This window comes from Microbacterium sp. 22215, from assembly GCF_052045655.1.
GTDB classification, from domain to species: Bacteria; Actinomycetota; Actinomycetes; order Actinomycetales; family Microbacteriaceae; genus Microbacterium; species Microbacterium phyllosphaerae.
On record NZ_JBQEPC010000002.1, the window covers coordinates 502,128 to 525,783 of the forward strand.

Here is a 23,656-nt window from a genome sequence, read left to right on the forward strand (position 1 = left end):
GCCTAGAGCGAGTCGGCTCAGAGAACCGCCAGCGACGTCGCTCGCCAACGACGGTCCAGGCCCTCGAGACGGATCGCGACCGCTCGCGTCCGCCCGGGACCGGCGACGACGACGACGGCCTCGACCTTGCCGTCGACGGGCTCGGTCACTCGGATGGAGAGTATCTCGAATGTCGGGCGCGCAGGCGAGACCCCCCTCGCGCTGCGCGCCCTCGCCGACAGGTTCGCCCGCGTCACCAGACTCCGGTAAGCATCCTCGTTGAACCAGCGGGCTAGCTGATCGACTTCTCTGATCCCCGCGAGCACTTCGAGCACGCCCTGCGTCAGGCTCCGCAGCAGCGGTTGCGGATCGGGCAGCTCGGCGCGGGGCGTCGGTTGCGCGGCGAAGTACTCGTGAAGCGTCATCTGTGGCACTCTCCATCGGGGAAGACTGCGCCCAGTAGAGCACGCACCAGAAGGCCGTCCAGCTCGGTTTCGTGATCTATGTGGATAACTCGTACATGGTGCTGTCCACATCATTTACGGTGGGGCGCGTGCACTGGGATCGACTGTTCGAAGACCTCGAGGGCCAGCTGGCCTCGGAGTGGGAAAGCGAGCGCGCGGCGCTGGACGCGGAGTCGGAGCGGCTGCGCGTCTCGCGCCTCGAGCTGCGCAGCCGGCTCCGAATCCTGTGTGCCTCGGCCGCTCCCGCGACCATAGATCTCCCCGGGGGCATGCACATCCGGGCGCGGCTGCACTCGCTGGGTTCCGATTGGGTCGCGGCGGCCATGATCGAGACAGAGGAAGCCTCCGCCCGACGATCCACACGGATCCTGCCCCTGCATGCCGTGCGGGGCCTCAGCATCGACCACGGTCTGCTGCTCGCCAGCCTCGAGGACTCGGAGGCGTCGGCGCCCGTCCTCCGCGAGCGGATGTCGCTGGGGTTCGTCCTCCGTGACCTCGGACGTCGGCGCGTACCCGTCAGGGTCGTCAGCATCGACGGATCCGACTTCCACGGGACGGTCGATCGCGCAGGTGCCGATCATCTCGATCTGGCGCTGCACGACCCGGGCGATGCGAGAACAGCCTCAGCCGTTCGCGGCTTCCGGATCATCCCGTTCGCGGCCGTGACATCGGTCCAGACCGTGGGCGATCAGATGCCCTGACGGCGCGAGGTTCCCCACACCTCCGGGAAGCTCGCCTCGTTCGCCTGGTGCCAGAGTGCGATCCGCCTGGCCTCTTCGGACTGTTCGTCGAGGTACTCCGAGAGGCTCGATTCCTCGATGCGCCACCTCGCAGGAGAACCGAGCTTCGACCCTCGAAGACGCCCCTGATAGACGAGCTCGATGACCTCATCCACCTCGATGCTGAGCAGCTCGGCCACCTGCGACGGCGCAAGGAAGCGCGGTGCGGTCGAGGACGAGTCAGGCATCGTCCCATTCTCCCCCCACCGCACTGACACACCCGCACCTCGCGCGTGCTGTGGATAAGTCTCGAGCGTGCTGAGCGATATCTGTGACCATGTCGCAATGAACAAGTTCGCCCGTACTCGGCGCGCCTTCTGGGGCGACGTCCGCTTCCTCATCGGCATCGTGCTGGTCGTGCTCTCGATCGGCGGCGTCTGGGCCGTCGTCACCGCGTCGGGGGCGACCACTCCTGTGCTCCAGGCGACCCGTACGATCGTCAGAGGCGAGGCTCTCGTCTCCGGAGACTTCCGTGTCATCGACGTCGGTCTCGGCACCATCGCAGATCGCTATCTCGCCCCGCAGGACCTCCGCCCCGGACTCGTGGCGTCGCGCACCGTCGCGTCAGGCGAGCTGATGGCCGGCTCCTCGACAGAGGATGCGGACGACAGCCGGACGACGACGATCGTCGTGGAGAGCAGTACCGGGATACCCGCAGACGTCGACGCAGGCACGGTCGTCGAGCTGTGGCATGCACCGCCGCTGGACGACGACGAGGGCACCCTCGACGCGCCCCGAATCCTCGTGGCCGATGCGAGCATCGCGTCGGTCATCACGACCGACGCGATGCTCGCCGCCGGCAGCACGTCGGTCGAGGTCGTCATCGACCGGGCCGAGGTCGCCGAGGTGCTCGCGGCCATCACCGGTGGCTCCGTGCTGTCGATCGTGCCGGTCGGATCCACCCCATGACCTCCGTGGTGCTGGCGCTGCCACCGGGACGAGCCTCTGCCCTGGCTGATGAGCTCGAGACCGAGGGCGTCCACGTGGCCGCGATCGCTCCGCCGGGTGGTGTCCTCCCGCTGCCTGCAGACATCGATGCCGTGATCGTCGCCGTCAGCCGCCGCGTGATGACACCCGAGTTCATCGCAGCGTGCGACAGGGCGGCGGTGCGGATCGTTCCCCTCGGCGACGGCGACAGCCGACTGCTGGGGCGTTACGGCCTCGCCGCACCGCTTCCCGCGGATGCGAGCGGCTGGGCGGTCGCTCGCGCGCTGATCGCCGATGTTCCCGAGGCCATCGTTCCCGCGCCGAAGGCCCCGCATCGGGTCACCGCTGTCTGGGGCCCGGCCGGCTCCCCCGGACGCTCCACGATCGCGATCCAGCTCGCTGTCGAACTCGCCAGAACAGGGCGCCGTACGGCTCTGGTCGATGCGGACACCGTGGCGCCGTCGCTCGCGCTGCTGCTGGGGCTCAGCGACGACGCACCCGGGATCGCCGCAGCCTGCCGACGTGCGGAGCTCGGCGCCCTCGACTCCGCCGAACTGACCCGTCTGGCGAGCGTGCTCGAGACGAGTGCGGGCGAGATCGACGTGCTCGGGGGAATCAACCGTCCCGGTCGGTGGCCGGAACTCTCTGCGGATCGTCTGCGTTCCGCACTCACGGCGTGCCGTACCTGGGCCGAGGAGACCGTGGTCGACGTGTCAGGCGCATTCGATGCCGACGACGAGGCCACGTACGACATCACGGGCCCACGCAGACACGCGGCCACCGTCACCGCGCTGCAGGAGGCGGATGCGATCGTGGCCGTCGCATCCGCGGATCCGGTCGGGATCAGCCGCTTCATCCGGGATCATGCCGAGCTTCGCCGCCTCATCGGCACGACGTCGAGCCACATCGTGGTGAACCGCGTCCGTCCAGGGCCGCTCGGCATCGACGCCCGGGGACAGATCCGACGAACACTCGAACGCTTCGCCGGCATCACCGAAGTCACCTTCCTGCCGTTCGATCAGCGCGCAGCCGACGCCGCCCTGCTGCATGCCCGGCCGATGGCCGATCTCACGCCGCGGTCGGCCCTGGTCGCAGCGGTGCGTCGCCTCGTCTCCGCCTACACCCCGGAGGGCACGGCTGTGGCTACTGCCGATAGCTCGAGAGGAAGTTCCCGAGGCGCTCGACGGCTTCTGCGAGCACGCGCGGCTCGGGAAGCGTGACGAGCCTCAGGTGATCCGGGGTCGGCCAGTTGAAGCCGGTCCCCTGCACGAGCAGGATGTGCTCCGACACGAGGAGATCGTAGACGAGCTTGGCGTCGTCGCGGATCTCGTGGACGTTCGGGTCGAGGCGCGGGAACGCGTAGAGGGCGCCTTCCGGCTTGACGCAGGACACACCGGGAATCGACTCGAGCCCCTCCCACGCGATGTCGCGCTGCTCGTGCAGCCGGCCGGTCGGCGCGATGAGCGAGTCGATCGACTGCACACCGCCGAGCGCGGCCTGCACCGCGTATTGAGCCGGCACGTTGGGGCACAGCCGCGTCGACGCGAGCAGATTGATCCCCTCGAGGAACCCCTTCGCATGCGACTGCGGGCCGGTAATCACGAGCCAGCCGGAACGGTAGCCGGCGACACGATACGTCTTGGAGAGTCCGTTGAAGGTCAGGCACAGGAGGTCGGGCGCCAGGGTCGCGGTCGGGATGTGGACGGCCCCGTCGAACAGGATGCGGTCGTAGATCTCGTCGGAGAGGAGCAGCAGCTGGTTCTCGCGCGCGATCTGCACCATCCCCTCGAGGATCTCGCGCGAGTACACGACACCCGTCGGGTTGTTGGGGTTGATGATGACGAGAGCCTTGGTCCGCGGAGTGATCTTCGAGCGGATGTCCTCGAGGTCGGGCTGCCAGCCGTTCTCCTCGTCGCAGAGGTAGTGCACGGGGGTGCCGTCGGCGAGACTCGTCATCGCGGTCCACAGCGGGTAGTCCGGTGCCGGGATCAGCACCTCGTCTCCCTCGTCGAGGAGCGCCTGCATCGTCATCGTGATGAGCTCGGAGACGCCGTTCCCGAGGAAGACGTCCTCCGGGCCGAAACGGGGGAATCCCTCGATCTCCTCGTAGCGGCTGACGACAGCACGGCGAGCCGAGATGATGCCCTTGCTGTCGCTGTACCCGTGTGCGGTCGGAAGCGCTGCGAGCATGTCGTGCACGATCTGGTGCGGCGCCTCGAAACCGAAGATCGCCGGATTCCCCGTGTTGAGCTTGAGGATGCGGTGTCCCTCGGCCTCAAGCCGCGCCGCCTCGACGAGCGTGTTTCCACGGATCTCGTACAGGACGTTCTTGAGCTTCGACGACTGGTCGAAGTGGCGCGTTGGTGTCATTGAGCAAGCCTACAGCGACAGAAAGAGGGGCCGGATCCACCGGATCCGGCCCCTCGCGACGCATCGCGCCTACTTCTTCTTCTTGCCCTGAGCGCGGCGCTGTTCGCGGTTGCCCGCTGCCGGCGCCGGCGCCTCGGTGCGCTGACCGAACGCACCGCGAGCGGCCTGCTCGGGCTCGGCAGCCTCGGCCGGCGCCTGGCGAGCAGCGGCAGCCTGGCGCAGCTTCTCGGTCGCCGCCTGCTGCACCTGACCGCGATCGTTGCGGACCTCGACCTCGCCCGCGTCGTTCGCCGCCGAGTACTCGAGGCGCTGTTCGCCGCCGCCGTCGGCCAGGCCCTTGGCCTCGACCTCGGCGGTCTGCGAATCTCCCGCGCGACGGACCTCGACCTCGAGGTTGTAGAGGTATCCGACGGACTCCTCCTTGATCTGCCCCATCATCGACTGGAACATCGCGTAGCCCTCACGCTGGTACTCGATGAGCGGGTCGCGCTGTGCCATGGCCCGCAGGCCGATGCCGTCCTTCAGGTAGTCCATCTCGTAGAGGTGATCGCGCCAGCGGCGGTCGAGCACCTGGAGCACCACCCGGCGCTCGAGCTCACGGGTGGCCGCGTCTCCGAGGGACTCCTCACGGGTCTCATAGGCGATCTTGGCGTCGGAGAGGAGCTCGCGGGTCAGCCCGTCGGCCGTGATGCCGCCCTTGCGGTCCGCAGCCTCGGAGACGACCTCGTCGATCGTCACGCTCACCGGGTAGAGCGTCTTGAGCTCGGTCCAGAGCGCGTCGAAGTCCCAGCTCTCATTGTGACCCTCACCCGTGTGGTCGCGGACCACGCCGCTGATCGCGTCTTCGATGAAGTGCTGCACACGGTCGGCGATGTCATCGCCCTGAAGGATGTGACGACGGTCGGCGTAGATCGCCTCGCGCTGACGGTTCAGGACGTCGTCGTACTTGAGGACGTTCTTGCGCATCTCCGCGTTGCGGGACTCGACCTGCGACTGCGCGCTGCGGATGGCGCGCGAGACGAGCCCCGATTCGATCGGCACGTCGTCGGGGAAGTTGGTGCGCGAGAGGATCGCCTCTGCGGCGCCGGACTGGAACAGACGCATCAGGTCGTCGGTCAGGCTCAGGTAGAAGCGGCTCTCGCCGGGGTCGCCCTGACGTCCGGATCGACCGCGCAGCTGGTTGTCGATTCGACGCGATTCGTGGCGCTCGGTTCCGAGGACGTACAGTCCACCGGCCTCGATGACCTTCTCGGCCTCTTCGGTCACCACGGCCTTCATCGACTCGTAGGTCTCGTCCCAGGCGACCTCATACTCTTCGGGAGTCTCGACGGGATCGAGCCCCTTGCCCTTGAGCTCCTGCACGGCGAGGAACTCGGCGTTACCTCCGAGCATGATGTCGGTGCCTCGGCCGGCCATGTTCGTGGCGACCGTGACGGCGCCCAGGCGGCCCGCGCGGGCCACGATCTCCGCCTCACGCGCGTGGTTCTTCGCGTTGAGGACCTCGTGCTTGACACCCTTCTTGGCGAGGAGGCGCGAGAGGTACTCGCTCTTCTCGACGCTGACGGTTCCGACGAGCACAGGCTGTCCGTTCGAGTGGCGCTCGGCGATGTCCTCGACGACCTGCGCGAACTTCGCCGTCTCGTTCTTGTAGACGAGGTCGGACTGGTCCTTGCGGACCATGGGGCGGTTCGTCGGGATCGGGATCACGCCGAGCTTGTAGGTCGACATGAACTCGGCCGCCTCGGTTTCGGCGGTACCGGTCATGCCGGCGAGCTTGTCGTACAGCCGGAAGTAGTTCTGGAGCGTGACGGTGGCGAGAGTCTGGTTCTCGGCCTTGACCGGCACGGCCTCCTTCGCCTCGATGGCCTGGTGGATGCCCTCGTTGTAGCGGCGTCCCACGAGGATCCGACCGGTGTGCTCGTCGACGATCATGACCTCGTCGTTCATGACGACGTAGTCGGTGTCCTTCTTGAAGAGCGCGAGCGCCTTGATCGAGTTGTTGAGGAACGAGATCAGCGGGGTGTTGGCCGACTCGTAGAGGTTGTCGATGCCGAGGTAGTCCTCGACCTTCTCGATGCCCGGCTCGAGGACTCCCACCGTGCGCTTCTTCTCGTCGACCTCGTAGTCCACACCGGCCTCGAGGGTGCGGGCGATCTTCGCGAACTCGGCGAACCAGCGGTTGGCCTCACCCGACGAGGGGCCGGAGATGATGAGCGGCGTGCGGGCCTCGTCGATGAGGATGGAGTCGACCTCGTCGACGATCGCGAAGTAGTGCTCGCGCTGGACGAGATCCTCCTTGCGCCATGCCATGTTGTCGCGGAGGTAGTCGAAGCCGAACTCGTTGTTGGTGCCGTAGGTGATGTCCGACGCGTACTGCTCGCGCCGCACGGCAGGAGTCTGCCCGGACACGATGATCCCGGTCGTCATTCCGAGCGCGCGGTAGACGCGGCCCATGAGCTCGGCCTGGTAGCTCGCGAGGAAGTCGTTGACGGTGATGACGTGCACGCCTTCGCCGGCGATCGCGTTGAGGTAGGCGGGGAAGGTCGCCACGAGGGTCTTGCCCTCACCGGTCTTCATCTCGGCGATGTTGCCGAGGTGGAGCGCCGCGCCACCCATGATCTGGACGTCGTACGCCCGCATGCCCAGGGTGCGCTTCGCAGCCTCGCGGACGGCGGCGAACGCCTCGGGCATCAGCTGATCGAGCGACTCCCCCTTGGCGAAACGCTCACGCAGCTCGACGGTCTCGTTGCGCAGCTCGTCGTCCGTGAGCTTGGAGATGTCCTCTTCCAGTGCGTTCACGGCCTTCACCACCTGATTCAGGCGACGGATGACCCGCCCTTCACCGGCGCGCAGCAGCTTCTCAAGAGGATTGGCCACAGATGTCATCTCCCTGTCGATGGGTCCGGGGCGCCACGTGTCGGGCGCGCACCAGGCATACGTTGTCATGTTACCGGTCCGTGACCTGCACGTCGTCTGCATGCCGCGCCCGCATCCTGTTTCCGAGTATGTATATATTGATCCACGACCCGGGAGGTCTCACATGTCGGTTCGACAGAGTCTGCTCGCGATCCTCGCGCAGGGACCGTGCTACGGACACCAGCTTCGCCATGAGTTCGACCGCCGGACGGGCTCCGTGTGGCCGCTCAACGTCGGGCAGATCTACAACACTCTCGAGCGCCTCGAACGAGACGGGCTCGTGGACCGTGGCGACGCCGACGCGCAGGGGCACGTCTACTGGGAGATCACCGAGGCCGGGATGACGGAGGTCGACCGCTGGCTCGCAGCCCCTGTGGAGCGGGGTCTGGCGACCAGGGACGAGCTCGCGATCAAGCTGGCCGTCGCGGCGACCCTTCCCGGCGCGGATGCCGCGGATGTGGTCGCAACACAGCGCGTGGCCTCTCGACGTCATCTCGGGACCCTCCGCGACGCCAGAGATTCGCGGGAGGACGACACGCCTGAAGGCCTCGCCTGGTCGCTCGTCGTCGATTCGATGATCTTCGCGGCCGATGCCGAGCTGCGCTGGCTCGACCATGTGCAGGACCGCCTCGCCGAGCATCCGGAGCACGCGGTCGCGCTCGAGCTGACGGCCGACCGCCCCAAGCGCGGACGGCCGGCGCGTCCGTCCGTCGCTGCCCTCGCCTGATCGACGTTCGCCTGGAGCGGATGCACAGCCAGCACTCTCGCTCGGGAAACTAGGATCGGTCCTATGGCTGGAATATGGGGCAGACGCAAGCGCGAACAGGAAGAACTGGCCGCACAGGATGCCGATCTCGCACGGCGTGCCGAGCAGTCGCTCGTCGCAGCCGACGAGCGCATCAGAAGCACCTCCGATGAGCTGGCGTTCGCCGAGGCGGAGCTCGGAGAGCAGCTCACCAGCGACCTGAAGAAGGCACTGAGCGCCGTACGCACCCATCTGCGTGAGGCCTTCCAGATGCACCAGCTCAACCACGACGAGATCCCCGACACCGCCGAGGAGCTGCGCACGCGCAACGCTCGCATCGTGCAGCTCTGCGACTGGGCACAGGATCTGCTCGACGAGAAGACCTCCGACCTCGCGACATCGATCTCCAAGGTCCGCCGGGCGCCCGAGGTGATCGCGCAGGTCCGCGCGGATGCCGCGGAGCTGAGCACACGGATCCCGCAGACGAATGAGACCGTCGCGCGTCTCTCTTCGCGGTACGCCGATTCTGCGATGCACCAGATCACGGCCAGCGCCGCCGAAGCGGAACAGCTCATCGCCTTCGCCACGCATGGCGCCGCCGTCTCCGAGCGTCGTCGCGCGGCGAAGCAGAACGAGGAGGCGAACCTCGCCCTCGAGACGGCGACCGAGGCCACCCGCCGCGCGTCCGCCCTGCTCGACGCGGTCGAGGACTTCGAGATCGAGGCGCTCCGTGCCGAGTCGACGCTCGCCGAGGTGGTGGCGGATTCGAGGAGCGACCTGATCGCCGCGCGCACCGCACCGCAGGTGCCGGCGGTGGCAGCCGCGGTGTCAGCGCTGCAGGACGCGCTGAGCGCCCTCTCCCCCGCAGGAACACCCGGCGACCCCTTCGCCGAGCTCTCTCAGCTTCGCGGGGCGAACACAGCCCTCGACGATGCCATCGCCACAGCACGTCATCGCGCCGAGCACCCCCTGCCCAGCATCCAGCAGGTCCAGCACGCCATCGACGACGCGGATCGCCAGCTGGGCGTCGCTCGCGGACTCATCGCAGGACACCGCGGGTGGATCGGCGCCGACGCACGCACCCGGCTCGCGGAGGCCGAGCGCCTGCGCGTGGATCTGTCCGACCTGCTGCCCGCCGAGGAGACGCGCGACGAGGCGCTCGCCAGCGCTCGCCGTGTCGCGCACCTCGCCGCCGAGGCCCTGCAGCTCGCACAGCGCGACATCGACTCGTCCCGCCCGCAGGATCAGGGGTGGGGCGGCGGAGGCGACGGCTGGGGCGGCGGCGGCTGGAGCGGAGGCGGCCGACGCGGAGGCGGAGGCGACATCGCCTCCGGCATCCTCGGAGGACTCGTGATCGGAAGCATCCTGGACGGGATCTTCGACTGACCCGCACAGCGCGGACGCGAGAACGGCCCGACTCCTTCCGGAGTCGGGCCGTTCTGCGTGTCAGCCTCAGGACGCGAGCGCTTCGGAGGGCGGAGCCGCCGTCTCGAGTGCGATCACGCCGTAGTCCCAGCCCTTGCGGCGGTAGACCACACTCGGGTGGTCGGTGCGCACGTCGACGAACAGGAAGAAGTCGTGACCGACGAGCTCCATGCGGTCGACCGCTTCTTCGACGGTCATCCATTCGGCGCCGAAGTTCTTCGTGCGGATGACGACCGGCGAGTAGACCTCGTCCTCATCGTTCTGGATCGGCACGGCCCCGGTCGCGACGGCGCGAAGCACGTCGACGGATGCCGGCTGGACGTCGATGCCCTCCAGCGCCCCGCTCTCCTTCTCGAAGTGCGCTCCGCGGGGATGCTGTCGTCCGTCGACTCGCTTCTCCTTGGCCCTGCGCAGCTGTTCGGCCATCTTGTCGACCGCGAGGTCGAGGGCGACGAACTTGTCGCCGTCGGTGGCCTCCGCACGGACGACGGGCCCCTTGCTGATCAGCGTCAGCTCGACCGTCTCATCGGGCACGTGCCCGTTCCGGTACACCCGGTGGGTGACCTTGACGTCCAGTCGCTGCGCACGGGATGCGAACGTCTGGATCTTGGCGATCTTCTCTTCGACAACGGTGCGGAATCGGTCAGTGATACCCACCCCGACGCCAACGATGCTCGTTTCCATTGCTGCCTCCTTGTCCCGGTCCTCCCGGCCAAGGGCGGACCGTGGTCGCCTTGTGACCCCCCACGGTAGTCCGCCTGACCGCGGATGTCACGGGTCATTTCCTGCGTGTCCCCGATGCGTTCGCATTCCGTTCACTGTGACGTGGGGTGGCGGCGAGCGCGACCGCCGCGATGACGCGGAAGCCCGCGTCGCGGAGCACGCGCGCCGCCTCGTCGAACGTCGCGCCCGTGGTCACCACGTCGTCCACGAGGACCACCGGCTCACCGCGACCGATGAATCGCGTCCGCATGGTCCCCCGCACGTTCGCCGCCCTGCGCGCCGCGTCGAGCCCGCGCTGATCGAGTCCGCGACGACGCACCACCAGCATCCGCTGAGGAATGAAGCCCGCACGTCTGATCAGGATCTCCGGTACGCGGAACCCCCGTCTGCGGAAAGCGCTCGTGGACGTCGGAATCGGAACCACACGCACCGGATCGTCGTCCTCGCCCCCGAGAGCGACACTCAGCGCCTCTCGGAGAGCAGCCCCCAGCGGGCGGGCGAGCAGGGTCTGACCTTCGTCTTTGAGCGCTCGGATGCACCTTCCCGCCACGTCGTCGAAGGACATCGCAGCGACCACCCGCAGTCCCGCCGGGGTGCTCGCCTCGACCGGCTCCGGTCGGAGCCTGCCCCTGCATGAGGCGCAGAGCACGGTCTCAGGTCGGCCGCAGCCCGCACAGGTCGCCGCGAGCAGCAGAGCCAGGATCTCCTGACCGATGGTGACGAGCGACGACGTCGAAGACATCCGTCGATCCTTGCTCAGCGCCTCGACACCGCGCCGCCGCATCAAGCTCCACGGCACGCTTCTGTGCGTGACGTGACCGTGCGCGTGGACCGTGCAGGAAGGGTGAGGCGGTCAGTGCCCCGCCCGTGTCGCCAGCACGGAGACACCGTCCGTCGACTCGCTCCATGCCGACCCGCTCCGCGCGAACACCGCTCCTTCGGCACCGAGCACACGCAGCCCCGAGGCGGAGCGGGAGCCGGCGATCGACACAGCGCCGGTCGGAGCCACCTCGGATGTGCCCGGCCCTCCGACGATCTGGGTGAGGACCATCCGATCGCTCAGATCCAGCAGCAGACCCAGCCGATCGCCACCGAGCCACACCAGACCGCTGACGCCGCCCTCCAGCTGGGTCAGCGGCTCTGCGGGGCCGAGCTCGGTCGGCGCACCCGCGTCGTCGCGGATGACCGAGGAGACCACCACCCAGCGTTCTCCGCCGACCACGACGACAGCCGCGACGCGCGCGCCGTCCGCCGAGACACGAAGTGCCGAGATGGCGGAGGCGTCCGGCCAGGCGCCCGCGATCCCGAGGGGCGCGACGTCACTGCCGATCGCCTGCAGCGCTTTGGGAGCGTTCGACGGTACGGACCAGGTGAATCCATAAGGGTCCATGGACGGACGTATCAGCGACGCCCTGCCATCGAGCTCGTTGAACCCGTCGTCCCCCGTGAGATACACGTGTCCGTCCGCCAGCTGGACGGCTGCATTCGAGCCGTCGATCGCGACATCGATCGCGGTGATCGACTGCGTCGCCGAGAGGATGTCTTCGGTCACGCCGGGGATGGGAGTGATCTCGCTGCCGACCAGGGAGCCGAACTCGCCGCCCTTGAGCACGAGACTGCCGGGGTCCGCCGGGTCCTCCACGAGTTTGACGACGCCCGCGTCGAGCGTGCGTCCGTCGACGCTGAAACGCACCTGATCGACCTGCACGCCGGCCGCCGCGAGGGTCTCCTGCAGCTGCGTGCGCATGCGTGCGAGCGTCTTCGGATCAAGACCCAGAGCGGCGCGGTTGAGCGCGACGTCCGCGACCTGATCCGCGTCGATCGGCACGGCGTCCCGCGCGAGCTGGACCCCCTGAGGGAAGGCGCTCTGCACGGCGGGATCGAGCCACGGGCTCGGCGCCCCGCCGATCAGTGACTGGGCGATCGTCGTCGCGACCGTCGCCCGCCTCGGGAACCAGCGAACATCGGGAACGAGCCTCTCCCAGGTCTGGTCGTAGTACTGCAGCGCGTAGTCGTCGTAGACGCGCGCGAACCGCGACTCGTCGATCACGACGCCGTCAGGAGCCTCGGTGATGCGCCACTGGCCGTCGGTGCGAACCACGACGAACGCCGAATTCGACGCCCCGAACGCCTCGGAGTACGCCCCGGTCGCGTCGACGCTCGCCACCTGATCGAATCGGACGCGCACGTCGGCGGTGTCGCCGTCACTCGCTTCGGAGTCGTCTTCGACGCTCGAGGTGAACGAGCGCGTCACCGCGCTGACGTCGATCGACACCCCGGTGTTCGGACGCCACGATGCGGCGAGTTCGGGAGTGAGGAACTTGCGCGCGGTGTCCCAGTTGTCGGCCGGTGTGATCGCCGCCTCCATGAAGCCCTCGACGATCGCCGCAGGCCCTGCCCCGTCGATCGGATCGGACGCCACGGGCAGGAAGTCCGGGTCTTCGGGCGAGGCTCCGAGCGCGAGCCCCGGTTGCGGGTCGCCCGTCGTCGGGAGACCGGTGCATGCCGTCAGGAGCAGGGCGGCGGTGACGACGGCGATTCCGCGCAGCGCACGGCGAGTCCGAGTCATCATTCGATGCTCCCTCTGTCGAAGAGGTCGGCGGGGAGATCGGCGAGCTGGATCGGCTGCGTGGCGTCACCGATCTCGCTCATCGGCTCCTGCGGCTCCAGCGGAATCGGCGAGGGACCGTCGGCTGCGTCGCCCCGACGCGGCAGGGTGAGCACGAAGTTCGTGCCGACGCCGAGCTGCGACCACACTCCGAGGGTCCCCCCGTGCAGTGTCGCGTCGCCGAGCGCGATGGAGAGACCGAGTCCTGTCCCCCCGATCGTGCGCTGACGCGACGGATCGGCGCGCCAGAACCGGTCGAACACACGCTCGGCATCCGCCGGGTCCATCCCGAGTCCGAAGTCGCGGACCCCCGCGGCGACGGCGTGCTGATTGCTGTCCACCGTCACCACGATGGGCCGCCCCTCACCGTGCTCGATCGCGTTCCCGATCAGGTTGCGCAGCACCCGTCGCACCCGACGCGGGTCCATCTCGACCGGCGAGTACCCGCCGGGCGCGACGAGGCGCAACTCGCTGCCTCGCCCGTCCGCGAGCGGCTGCATCTGCTCGATGATGTCCTCGGCGAGATGCGCGAGGCTCGTGGCTTCGAGCTCCAGCTGTACGGATCCCGCGTCGTACCGGCTGATCTCGAGCAGATCCGACAGCAGTGTCTCGAATCGCTGCACCTGCGTGTGCAGGAGCTCGGTGGTGCGTGCGGTCGTCGGATCGAACTCCTCGCGCTGATCGTTCAGCATGTCGGCGGCGAGCCGGATCGTCGTGAGCGGCGTCCTGAGTTCGTGCGACACGTCCGAGACGAACCGCTGCTGCACCAGTGAGAGCTCGCCGAGCTCCTTGATCTGGGACTCGATGCTGTCGGCCATCGCGTTGAAGGACCGCCCGAGAGTCGCGATCTCGTCTTCCCCGTGCACGTCGATGCGCACGCCGAGATCGCCGCTGGCGAGACGCGCGCTGGTCTCCGCGGCCTCGACGATAGGGGTCGACACGGTGCGCAGCACGACGAACGAGATCGCGGCGACGATCGCGACGAGGCCGATGCCCGCGATCCACAGCGTGCGCTGCACGAACGTGAGGGTGTTGTCGGCGTTGGCGAGGTCGTAGGCGAAGTAGACCTCGAAGGGTCCTGCTTCCGGGACTTGCAACTGCTGCCCCACGATGATCCCGGGCACTGCGCGGCCGTCGACGTCCAGCGAGGCGGACTGCCACGACTGCCAGTCGTCGAACTTGACGACCCGAGTGCGCAGGGCAGGGCTGATGTTGTTCGCGCTCAGACCGGCGGTGAAGCCGCTCAGCGACACAGCCTCCTCATCCACGTTGATGCGGAAGCCGGCCAGCCCGTCGGCGGTGGAGTTGCGACCGAGGTCCTCCTGCACGCTCTCCCACAGCTCCCGCAGCGCTGCAGGGTCGTCGCCGAGCGCGGTGGCGTCGAGGGTCGTCTGCGCCTGGTTCACGGAACGAGCCGCGTCTTCGAGCGCTTCCTTCTTGCGCGATTCGAACAGATCGTTCTGGATGATGAGCGCCATCGTCACGCACGTGATGAGGATCGCTGTAGAGGTGAGCAGGAGCGTGATCGTCAGCGTCCTGAAACGCAGGGATCGCCGCCAGAGCGCTCGCGTGACGGTGGGCCAACCGCGCCAGTCGCGGATGACAGCGACCGCCGTGGTGGTCGCTGTGGTCGCGGCCATGGGACTAGCCCGGGCTCCCGGCACGGTAGCCGACGCCACGCACCGTCATGACGATCTTGGGATTGTCAGGGTCGAGCTCGACCTTCGCCCGAAGCCGCTGCACGTGCACGTTCACGAGGCGCGTGTCGGCCTTGTAGTGGTATCCCCACACCTGTTCGAGGAGCATCTCACGGGAGAACACCTGCTGCGGCTTCGACGCGAGGGCGACGAGCAGCTGGAACTCCAGCGGCGTCAGGGCGATCGGGGCCGTCCCTCGGCGCACCTCGTGCGCATCGACGTCGACGGTGAGATCGCCCACGCGCAACTGCTCCCCCAGAGTCTGCGGCGCCGGGCGCAGACGAGTGCGGATGCGGGCGACGAGTTCCTTGGGGTTGAACGGCTTGACGATGTAGTCGTCTGCGCCCACCTCGAGTCCGCGCACCACGTCTGCGGTGTCGCTGCGCGCCGTGAGCATGATGACGGGGACGCCGGATTCCGCACGGATCCGCGTGCAGATCTCGATTCCGTCCATGCCGGGCAGCATCAGGTCGAGCAGCACGAGGTCGGGTCGCTGCGTGCGCCACTCCTCGACAGCCCGCGCACCGTCGGCGCAGAACACGGGCTCGAAGCCCTCCGTGCGCAGCACGATGCCGATCATCTCGGCGAGCGCGGTGTCGTCGTCGACCACAAGAATGCGTGAGGTCATAACTGTTACCTTATGGCACTCAGTACCACTGACCCCATGTCTGCGCGCCAACGGGTGTTGTGACACGATGGGAGCGCACGACGGAGGGAGTGCCGGTGAGCGGCCAGACGTGGACCCCTGCCCCGAAGAAGGGTATCATCCCTTTGCATCCGCTGACCTTCGGCATGATGTTGGGCAGATCCTTCGCGGCGCTGCGACACAACCCCAAGGTCCTGTTCGGCTTCGGGGTCGTGATCCAGCTCGCTGTGGTGGTGCTCAGCGCGGCCGTCATGGGCTTCGTGTTCTTCACGACCTTCACACGGCTCGAGTCCCTGACCCCGTCCTCCCCCGACTTCGAAGCGGTGTTCGCCGGCACCATCGCGATGAACATCGTGGCGGGCCTCGCCGTGGGCCTCGCCTCGGTCGCCTTCACCGCTCTCATGCAGGGAGTGGTCGCGGCCGAGGTCGGTTTCGCGGCGATCGGCGTCAAGGCGACCCTGGGGACGCTGTGGCGGAAGATGATCCCGTCGTTCTGGCGCCTCGCCGCGTTCGCCTCGCTCTCGGTCATCTTCATCTTCGGCGTGATCGTCGTCCTCTTCCTGATCATCGCGGGCTTCATCGCGGGCGGGCTCGGAGGGTCTGCGGAGGCCATCGGCGGCATCGTGATCCTCGTGGCGGTGCTCATCCTCGCCACCATCCCGCTCACGGTGTGGTTGACGACGAAGCTCCTCCTGGTCCCGTCGATCCTCGTCCTCGAGCGGGCGAAGTTCCGCGACGCGCTCGTGCGCTCGTGGCGCCTCACCCGAGGCCGGTTCTGGATCGCCTGGGGCGTCACCTTCCTGATCGGCGCGATCATGGGCGTCGCGATGCAGCTGGTGAACCTGCCCGTCTCCCTGGTGAGCTCGATGCTCGGCACGGTGATCGCGCCGACGGGCTCGGCCGACACCGCCACGATCATGGGATTCGTCTTCGCCCTGCTCGCGCCCCAGATTCTCCTGCTCGTCCTCCAGGCAGTCACCCTGGTGGTGCAGAGCACCGCGGGAACCCTCGTCTACCTCGACAGCCGGATGCGCTACGAGGGCCTCGATCAGTCACTCATCCGCCACGTGGAGCGCAGGGACCTCGGCTGGACCGACGAGCAGCTGGGGGATCCGTTCGTCGTCGATCCCGAGCGCGCCGTGACGAGCGCGCCTCCGCCCAAGCAGGTCCCCGAGTGGGCGATGATGACGCCCGCGGGCTACCCGACACCGCCGTACGCCGCGTATCAGCAGTACCCGGCGCCGCAGTACCAGGCGGAGCCGCCGTACGCGGGACAGCCCTACGCGGGACAGCAGTACCCCGGACAGCCCCACGCGGGACAGCCGCAGTACGCACAGCCCCAATACCCCTATCCCGCGCAACCGCAGAGTCCCGCACAACCGTACCTCGACCAGCATCAGGCACCCCCGTTGCCGCCCTACGCTCCCGCGCCCTCGACCCCTCCGGCGCCCCCGGCAGCGGGTCAGACGCCTCCGCAGACTACTTCGTCTCCGAACCCCGCACCCGAGCGACCGACGGACTCGACCTGGGCGGCCCCCGGGTCGGGCGGCGAAGGGGCGGCATGATCCGTCCCCTCGACGATGTGCGCATCCCTGACGGAGACGAGGCGAGACGCTGGGCCGAGCAGGAACTCGCCGATCCTCGCTACGCCGATGCGAAACCGACCTGGTTCGACCTGATCGCGCGCGACATCGGACGCTTCCTCGCCGACCTCTTCGATTCCGACAACGGAGCGAATGTCGGGCCGTCGGCGCTCATCGTCGTGAGTCTCATCGTGGTGGGCGCTCTGATCGCGGCGCTCATCATCTGGGGACGCCCCCGCCGCTCTCAGGCGATCAGGAGGCCGCGCGGCGACCTCCTCGGCGCGGACGACGACCGCTCTGCCGTGCAGCTGCGTGCCGACGCCGAGCGCAGCGCTCGTGCCGGAGACTGGGACGACGCCACGATCCTGAGATTCCGCGCCCTCGCGAGAGGCCTGCTGGAACGCGACCTCATCGACCCCTCCCCCGGTGCCACCGCGCAGGCGATCGCTCGCGAAGTCTCCGCCGTGTTCCCGACGGAGACGTCGCCTGTGCGCAACGCCGCCGTCTCCTTCGACGACGTGCGCTATCTGCGGCACCCCGCGACGGCGGAACGCTATGCCGAGATCGCCGCCACCGATGACCGCCTCAGCGCTCTCCGACCCGAGTCGGTGACCGCGTGACGCTGCTCGAGAACGACGCGCCCAGGGCGTCGACCGCCGAACGCCCCACGCACCGTCGGCGCCTGCGGTCACTGATCGGCTGGGCCGTGGTCGTGCTGCTCGTTCTCGGCGGGGTGTTCGTGGCGATACAGGTCGGTGTGCGGATGCCTGACCAGCGTGGTGCGCTCGACCCCGAGAGCGTCGGAGATTCAGGATCGATGGCGCTCGCCCGGCTCCTCGCCGATCAGGGCATCGAGGTGGAGGTGTTCCGTTCGCGGACCGAAGCGCGTGCGGCGATCGACGACGACGCCACACTCGTGCTGGCGAACCCGTACACGCTCTCCGACGAGGCGATCCGTGAGCTGATCGATCCGGCAGACCGGGTCGTCTTCCTCTCGAGCAGCACTCACCTCCTCACTCTTCTGAACATCGGCGACAACGCCCCGGCGGACGCCGCTCCTGTGGAGGCCGACTGCAGCGTTCCGGAGTTCGCGGACGTCGGCACGATTCGCCCCGATCGTCTGTTCGCTCCGGGTGACGGCGTCGAGGGATGCTTCGGAACCGACGATGCCGCCGCAGTCCTCGTGGACGAGGACTCGGGCACCAGCACGAGCGTCGTCGAGGGCGCACGCCTGTTCAGCAATGCCTACCTCGCCGAAGACGGGAACGCCGCACTCGGTATCGCTCTCCTCGGTCAGGCCGATCGTGTGGTCTGGTACGTGCCCAGCTTCGCCGACACGGACATCGAGGGAAAGACGCCCGACACGCTGGGCTCGCTCACCCCCGGCTGGGTGACCCCGGCCATCCTGCTGCTGATGATCGCCGGACTCGCCGCGGCGCTGTGGCGCGGCCAGCGCTTCGGGCCGCTGGTCGCCGAGACGCTTCCGGTGACGGTGCGCGCCTCCGAGACCATGAACGGTCGCGCCCGCCTCACCGCGAAATCCGGCGACGCGGCGCACGCCGGCGAAGCGATCGTCGACGGGAGCAGGCGCAGGCTCGCTCGCCGACTCGGCCTCGCCGTGAACGCGACCCCCGAAGAGATCGCGGATGCGGCGGCCGATCACCTCCGCATCCCCCGCGGTTCCCTGCATGCCCTGCTCTCCGGACCGGCGCCGACCGACGATCCCGCGCTGATCGAGATGGCCCGCCGCCTGCAGGAGCTGGAGACCGCCGTCGATGCGTCCAGCTCGATCGGCCGGAGACCCGAATGACCCGTGCACCGCTGAGAATCACCGCCCATACCTCCGAACGGAAGCCGAGGACACCACGTGACCGCTGAGAACTTCGACGACGCGCAGCTGCGTCAGGCCATGCACCGGGTACGCACCGAGGTCGACAAGGCCGTCGTCGGCCAGGCGGGAACGGTGACGGGACTGCTCGTGTCGCTGCTCGCCCGCGGTCATGTGCTGCTCGAGGGCGTTCCGGGCGTCGCCAAGACGCTTGTCGTGCGGTCGTTCGCCCGCGCCCTCGGTCTCGACACGAAGCGGGTGCAGTTCACCCCCGACCTCATGCCCGGCGATGTGACGGGGTCGCTCGTCTATGACGCGCGCACCGGGGAGTTCGACTTCCGCGCGGGCCCCGTGTTCACCAACATCCTGCTCGCCGATGAGATCAACCGCACTCCTCCGAAGACGCAGGCGGCACTGCTGGAGGCCATGGAGGAGCGTCAGGTGTCGGCCGACGGCGTCAGCCGCCCGCTCCCCGATCCGTTCCTGGTCGCCGCAACGCAGAACCCCATCGAGCACGAGGGCACGTACTCGCTGCCCGAGGCGCAGCTCGACCGCTTCCTGATGAAGCTGGTCGTCGGGATGCCTGAGCGGGACGCCGAGGTGTCGGTGCTCCGCAAGCACGCGTCGGGGTTCTCGCCGCGCGAGCTCACCGGCGTCGAGGCGGCGGTCACGGCCGATGAGATCCGAGCCGCCCAGGACGCCGCCGGACGCGTCGAGGTCACCGACGATGTGCTCGGCTACGTGGTCGACCTCGCGCGGGCCACGAGGCAGTCTCCTTCGGTCGAGCTCGGAGCGAGCCCCCGCGCCTCCACCGGCCTGCTCGCCGCGGCGAAGGCGTGGGCCTGGCTGAACGCGTCGTCCGCCGTCACTCCCGACCATGTGCAGACCATGCTGGTGCCGGTCTGGCGCCACCGTCTGCAGCTGCGGCCGGATGCGCAGATGGAGGGCGTGTCCGCCGACGCCGTGCTCACCTCCGTGGTGCAGCAGACCAGGGTGCCGATCTAGGTGTTCGTCACCGGCCGCCTCACCCTCGCCGTCGCCGTCGGCGTGGTTCCGGTCGTGCTCGCAGGGCTCGCTGACTTCTCGCCCTACGCCGCGCTCGGCATCTGGGTCGCTCTGTGCATCCTCCTGGTGGCGCTGGACGTGCTGCTCGCACCGAGTCCGCGCTCCGTGATCGTGACCAGGCGTGTCCCGACCCGCACTCGGCTCGGCGAGCTCGTTCCGGTGAGCGTCGCACTGCAGAACCAGGGCTCCCGCACTCTGCACGCGCTGATCCGCGATGCCTGGCAGCCGACGGCCGGTGCCGGCACGGACCGTCTTCCCCTCAGCGTGCCGCCGGGAGAGCGGCGTCGTGTCTCGATCCCGCTGCTCCCCCGACGACGCGGCGAGCTCTCGAGCGAGTTCGTGATGATCCGTTCACGGGGGCCGCTCGGCCTCGCCGGACGCCAGGCTCGTCACAGCGTCCGGGGCACGATCCGCGTGCTCCCGGCGTTCTCATCGCGAAAACACCTTCCGTCCCGGCTCGCTCGGCTGCGCGAACTCGATGGGAACACCAGCATCCAGGTGCGCGGCCAGGGCACCGAGTTCGATTCGCTCCGTGAGTACGTGCGCGGCGACGACGTGCGTTCGATCGACTGGCGGGCGACGGCCCGCGCCGGCACCACGATGCTGCGGACCTGGCGTCCCGAGCGCGATCGCCATGTGGTGATCATCATCGACACCGGGCGCACCGCCGCAGCCCGCGTGGGCGACGGGACCAGGGTGGACGCCGCCCTCGAGGCGACGCTGCTGCTCGCCGCGCTGGCCGCGCGTGCGGGAGACCACGTGCATCTGCTCATGTTCGACCGCGTGGTGCGGGCTCGGGTCACCGGAGTCGAGGGCACTGCGCTCCTCCCCGCGCTGACGGATGCGATGGCCCCGGTGCACGCACGCCTCGTCGACACCGACTGGCCGGGAGCGTTCGCCGCGGTGCGCACTCTCACGACCCGCCCCGCACTGATCGTCGTCCTCACCGCTCAGGATGCCGCGGAGTCGGCACGGGGCTTCCTCGGCGCCTTCCCCGATGCCTCACGTGCGACGTCGATCCTCGTCGGATCCGTGACGGACGAAGGCATCGCCGATCTGACGCAGCGACGCGGTTCGCGCGAGGAGGTCTACCTCGCCGCAGCGGCCGAACGCACCATGCGAGACGCCGAGAACGTGGCGGATGCCGTGCGACGAGCCGGGGGCGAGGCGATCGCCGCCGACCCCGAGAGCCTTCCCCCACGGATCGCCGATCGATACCTCGAGCTGAAAGCCGCAGGACGGCTGTGACAGGGTCGAAGGACGACGGCATGAGCCCGACACGCACGAGACTTCCCGCCGCCACGATGACCGCACGGCTCACCGCCGAGGCCTTCGGGACGACGATCCTCGTGATCGCGATCGTGGGCGCCGCGCTTTTCGCCTCCCGATTCGGCGAGGGCACCGATGCGAGCGGAGAGGGCATCGGCTTCGTCGGCATCTCGCTCGCGGCCGGACTGGCACTCGTCGCCGCGGTGTACGCGTTCGGCCCGATCTCCGGCGGCCACTTCAATCCGGCCGTGACGCTCGGCGCGGCGGCGGCCGGACGGATGCCGTGGCGAGATGTGCCCTCCTACATCGCCGCCCAGTGCATCGGCGCGACGATCGCATCGACGCTGATCTTCCTGATCGGCCTGTTCGGTCCGGACGGCTGGCTCGAGGCCCAACGCACCGCGGGCTTCGCCAGCAACGGGTTCGGAGCCTCCTCACCAGGCGGTTTCGGCATGGGAGCGGCGATCATCGGCGAGGCGCTCTTCGCCGCGCTCCTCATCTTCGTCTTCCTGGGGGTCACGCATCCTGCGCGCGGCACGCCTCTGGGCGGACTCGTGACCGGCGTCACCCTGGCGCTGATCCATCTGGTGCTGCTGCCGATCGACTTCGCCTCGGTCAATCCCGCTCGATCGATCGCCACCGCCGTGTACGGGAGCACCGAAGCACTCGCACAGCTGTGGGTCTTCCTCGTCTTCCCGATGATCGGCGCCCTCCTGGCCGGCCTCGCCTACCGGGCCCTCTTCGACGTGTCGGAGAGAGAGGAACCCGGTACCTGAGAGATCCCGCGGGGTGTCAGCCCGCGAGGAGTCTCGGCGTACCGGCTTCGTACTCGACGAGATCGCCGGTCTCGCCCAGACGGTGTGCACGGCCGCCGATCACGAGCATGTAGATCAGGAATGCGGCGAGGGCTGCGACGCCGATGCCGATCTTCACGGGCCAGGGCAACGACCATCCGGTGATGAAGCCCTCGATCAGTCCCGCGAGGAACAGCGAGAACACGAGTCCGATCGCCACGGTCGCGAGCGCTCGCCCCTCGGTAGCGAGAGACTCGCCTCGAGAGCGGTGCCCCGGAGCCACCCACGACCAGAACAGGTGCAGTCCGCCGGCCGCGGCGACGAAGATCGATGTCATCTCGAGCAGACCGTGCGGAAGGATGTACAGGATCATCACATCGACCTTGTCATGCGCCGCCATCACTGCTCCGGAGACCCCTAGTCCCATGGCGTTCTGCACGAGGACGTTGACGGGCCACAGTCCGGTGATGCCGAAGAGAACGCACTGCAGCGCGATCCAGGCGTTGTTCCACCAGACCATCCCCATGAAGACGGCCGCAGGGTTCTCCGTGTAGTAACCCGTGAAGCTCTCGTCCGCATACTGTTCGAGCAGATCGGGAGGCCCGAGCGTCGCGAGAAGTGCCGGATCGGAGGAGATCCATGCCGCGGTGCCGACGACGATCGCGATGAACGAGACGGCGACCACGAGCGTCGTCCACCGCAGGCGATAGAGCGCGGCGGGCAGCTGGCGAGAGAAGAAGCGCGCGGTCTGAGTGAGGATGCTGTCGGATGCCCCTGTGAGCCGCAGCCGTGACCGGACGAGGATCGTCGACAGGTACGCCCCCTGAGGGGATTCTCCGACCGACGTCTTGAGTTCGGCCAGATCGGCCGAAGCCGCCCGGTAGCGCACGATCAGCTCGTCGACGCCCGCACCGTCCAGCCGCGCACGGCTCAGCTGCTCCAGCCGCTCCCACTCGGCGCGGCGTGCATCTGTCAGCGCATCGGCATCCACCTGATTTACTGTACTCATGTCTGCCCAGCTCGACGCATCCGACGAGGTGCTCTCCGGCGAAGCCGTCGCGATCGATGTGCAGCCGGTGGGCTTCGTGCTGAGAGCCGCAGGAGCGATCATCGATCTCCTGGTCGGTCTCGGGGTCTTCCTCCTCACGATCTTCCTGCGGATCTGGCTCTGGGATATCGGGCTCCTCGACGACGCGACCGACAGGATCGCCCTCATCGCGTCGATCGTGGTCAGCTTCGTCGTTCTCCCCATCACGATGGAGGTCGCGCTCAAGGGTCGCAGCCTCGGCAAGCTCGCCGTGGGCGGACGCATCGTGCGCATCGACGGCGGGGCGACAGGCTTCCGGCACGCGTTCATCCGCGCGCTGCTCGGCGTTCTCGAGATCTACATGACGCTCGGCAGCGTCGCCGTGCTCGCCGGTGCCTTCAGCTCCCGATCCCAGCGACTCGGCGACATGGTCGCCGGCACCTACAGCCAGCGGGTTCGCACACCCAAGCTGATCCCCTCGGTGCCCGTGCTTCCGCCGATGCTCGCGGGATGGGCTCAGATCGCCGATGTGGCCCGCCTGCCCGATCGTCTCGCACGGCGCATCTCGCAGTTCCTGCAGAGCGCACCGCGGATGGTCCCGGCTGCGCGAGCGAGAGTCGCACAGGACCTCCTCGCCGAGGCCGCCCCCTTCGTCTCCCCGATCCCGGCAGCGCCGGCGGAGGCGGTACTCGTCGGGATCACCGTGCTCCGCCGCGAACGGGAGCGCCGAGCTCTGCAGATCGCCGACCGCCGAGCCGAGAAGCTCACCGGCCGCCGCGTCGGCGTCTGATCCTGTCGCGCATCGCGAGAT

At 68.5% G+C, this 23,656-nt stretch carries 22 protein-coding genes; 12 read left to right on the plus strand and 10 right to left on the minus strand.

Annotated elements, in window-relative coordinates:
- Positions 1–17: 17 nt before the first annotated feature.
- Positions 18–404, minus strand: a complete 387-nt coding sequence (locus tag ACTJKH_RS05695; RefSeq protein WP_210097568.1) for an Rv3235 family protein — start codon at positions 402–404, stop codon at positions 18–20.
- A gap of 128 nt (positions 405–532) precedes the next feature.
- On the opposite strand from ACTJKH_RS05695, the gene ACTJKH_RS05700 reads away from it, so the two are divergent.
- Positions 533–1,144 (plus strand): hypothetical protein, encoded by a 612-nt coding sequence (locus tag ACTJKH_RS05700; protein WP_440736085.1) that lies wholly within the window; start codon positions 533–535, stop codon positions 1,142–1,144.
- Here the strand turns inward: ACTJKH_RS05700 and ACTJKH_RS05705 are convergent.
- Complete coding sequence (locus ACTJKH_RS05705) at positions 1,132–1,410, minus strand: helix-turn-helix domain-containing protein (RefSeq protein ID WP_210097566.1); 279 nt, start codon at positions 1,408–1,410, stop codon at positions 1,132–1,134. The two genes, ACTJKH_RS05700 and ACTJKH_RS05705, sit on opposite strands and share 13 nt — an antisense overlap.
- A gap of 97 nt (positions 1,411–1,507) precedes the next feature.
- Here ACTJKH_RS05705 and ACTJKH_RS05710 point away from each other — a divergent pair, with 97 nt between their 5' ends.
- The gene (locus ACTJKH_RS05710) at positions 1,508–2,131 is read left to right on the plus strand and encodes a hypothetical protein (RefSeq protein ID WP_440736086.1); all 624 of its coding nucleotides are present in this window, start codon (positions 1,508–1,510) and stop codon (positions 2,129–2,131) included.
- A complete protein-coding gene (locus ACTJKH_RS05715) occupies positions 2,128–3,369 on the plus strand; it encodes an AAA family ATPase (RefSeq protein WP_440736087.1) in 1,242 nt (413 codons plus the stop codon). Before ACTJKH_RS05710 ends, ACTJKH_RS05715 begins: the two co-directional genes overlap by 4 nt.
- Here ACTJKH_RS05715 and ACTJKH_RS05720 read toward each other — a convergent pair.
- Positions 3,293–4,519, minus strand: coding sequence for a pyridoxal phosphate-dependent aminotransferase (locus tag ACTJKH_RS05720; RefSeq protein WP_440736088.1), 1,227 nt, complete (start codon positions 4,517–4,519; stop codon positions 3,293–3,295). The two genes, ACTJKH_RS05715 and ACTJKH_RS05720, sit on opposite strands and share 77 nt — an antisense overlap.
- Before the next feature lie 69 nt (positions 4,520–4,588).
- On the minus strand, positions 4,589–7,396 hold the full coding sequence (gene secA / locus ACTJKH_RS05725; protein ID WP_440736089.1) for a preprotein translocase subunit SecA: 2,808 nt from the start codon (positions 7,394–7,396) through the stop codon (positions 4,589–4,591).
- A gap of 163 nt (positions 7,397–7,559) precedes the next feature.
- Between secA and ACTJKH_RS05730 the strand changes: the two genes are divergently transcribed.
- Positions 7,560–8,162, plus strand: coding sequence for a PadR family transcriptional regulator (locus tag ACTJKH_RS05730; RefSeq protein ID WP_440736090.1), 603 nt, complete (start codon positions 7,560–7,562; stop codon positions 8,160–8,162).
- 63 nt (positions 8,163–8,225) lie between these two features.
- The gene (locus tag ACTJKH_RS05735; RefSeq protein ID WP_440736091.1) at positions 8,226–9,566 is read left to right on the plus strand and encodes a hypothetical protein; all 1,341 of its coding nucleotides are present in this window, start codon (positions 8,226–8,228) and stop codon (positions 9,564–9,566) included.
- Between the two features lie 66 nt (positions 9,567–9,632).
- Here the strand turns inward: ACTJKH_RS05735 and hpf are convergent, their stop codons facing one another.
- The 5 genes from hpf to mtrA all read right to left on the minus strand — a co-directional run bounded on the left by hpf (position 9,633) and on the right by mtrA (position 15,261).
- Entirely contained in the window at positions 9,633–10,289 is a 657-nt protein-coding gene (gene hpf / locus ACTJKH_RS05740; RefSeq protein ID WP_210097559.1) for a ribosome hibernation-promoting factor, HPF/YfiA family, read from the minus strand.
- Between the two features lie 94 nt (positions 10,290–10,383).
- Positions 10,384–11,070, minus strand: coding sequence for a ComF family protein (locus ACTJKH_RS05745; RefSeq protein ID WP_440736092.1), 687 nt, complete (start codon positions 11,068–11,070; stop codon positions 10,384–10,386).
- A 111-nt stretch (positions 11,071–11,181) separates the two neighbouring features.
- Positions 11,182–12,900: an LpqB family beta-propeller domain-containing protein gene (locus tag ACTJKH_RS05750; protein WP_440736093.1), complete on the minus strand. Its 1,719-nt coding sequence runs from the start codon at positions 12,898–12,900 to the stop codon at positions 11,182–11,184.
- On the minus strand, positions 12,897–14,576 hold the full coding sequence (gene mtrB, locus ACTJKH_RS05755) for an MtrAB system histidine kinase MtrB (protein WP_440736094.1): 1,680 nt from the start codon (positions 14,574–14,576) through the stop codon (positions 12,897–12,899). The genes ACTJKH_RS05750 and mtrB overlap by 4 nt, the downstream gene beginning before the upstream one ends.
- 4 nt (positions 14,577–14,580) lie before the next feature.
- Positions 14,581–15,261 carry an MtrAB system response regulator MtrA gene (gene mtrA / locus ACTJKH_RS05760; protein ID WP_210097555.1) on the minus strand — a complete coding sequence of 227 codons (681 nt, stop codon included), beginning with the start codon at positions 15,259–15,261 and terminating at the stop codon, positions 14,581–14,583.
- A gap of 95 nt (positions 15,262–15,356) precedes the next feature.
- Between mtrA and ACTJKH_RS05765 the strand changes: the two genes are divergently transcribed.
- From ACTJKH_RS05765 to ACTJKH_RS05790, 6 genes are all read left to right on the plus strand, one after another.
- Positions 15,357–16,844, plus strand: a complete 1,488-nt coding sequence (locus tag ACTJKH_RS05765) for a glycerophosphoryl diester phosphodiesterase membrane domain-containing protein (protein ID WP_440736095.1) — start codon at positions 15,357–15,359, stop codon at positions 16,842–16,844.
- Positions 16,841–17,482, plus strand: a complete 642-nt coding sequence (locus ACTJKH_RS05770) for a DUF4129 domain-containing protein (RefSeq protein WP_440736096.1) — start codon at positions 16,841–16,843, stop codon at positions 17,480–17,482. The genes ACTJKH_RS05765 and ACTJKH_RS05770 overlap by 4 nt, the downstream gene beginning before the upstream one ends.
- The gene (locus ACTJKH_RS05775; RefSeq protein WP_440736097.1) at positions 17,479–18,672 is read left to right on the plus strand and encodes a DUF4350 domain-containing protein; all 1,194 of its coding nucleotides are present in this window, start codon (positions 17,479–17,481) and stop codon (positions 18,670–18,672) included. The genes ACTJKH_RS05770 and ACTJKH_RS05775 overlap by 4 nt, the downstream gene beginning before the upstream one ends.
- Before the next feature lie 99 nt (positions 18,673–18,771).
- Positions 18,772–19,695, plus strand: coding sequence for an AAA family ATPase (locus tag ACTJKH_RS05780; protein WP_440736150.1), 924 nt, complete (start codon positions 18,772–18,774; stop codon positions 19,693–19,695).
- The gene (locus tag ACTJKH_RS05785; protein WP_440736098.1) at positions 19,696–21,003 is read left to right on the plus strand and encodes a DUF58 domain-containing protein; all 1,308 of its coding nucleotides are present in this window, start codon (positions 19,696–19,698) and stop codon (positions 21,001–21,003) included.
- 20 nt (positions 21,004–21,023) lie between these two features.
- Complete coding sequence (locus tag ACTJKH_RS05790) at positions 21,024–21,800, plus strand: aquaporin (protein WP_440736099.1); 777 nt, start codon at positions 21,024–21,026, stop codon at positions 21,798–21,800.
- 16 nt (positions 21,801–21,816) lie between these two features.
- Here ACTJKH_RS05790 and ACTJKH_RS05795 read toward each other — a convergent pair whose 3' ends face one another.
- Positions 21,817–22,809 (minus strand): stage II sporulation protein M, encoded by a 993-nt coding sequence (locus tag ACTJKH_RS05795; protein WP_440736151.1) that lies wholly within the window; start codon positions 22,807–22,809, stop codon positions 21,817–21,819.
- Positions 22,810–22,825: 16 nt separating this feature from the next.
- Between ACTJKH_RS05795 and ACTJKH_RS05800 the strand changes: the two genes are divergently transcribed.
- The gene (locus tag ACTJKH_RS05800; protein ID WP_440736100.1) at positions 22,826–23,635 is read left to right on the plus strand and encodes an RDD family protein; all 810 of its coding nucleotides are present in this window, start codon (positions 22,826–22,828) and stop codon (positions 23,633–23,635) included.
- The last annotated feature ends 21 nt before the right edge of the window (positions 23,636–23,656 follow it).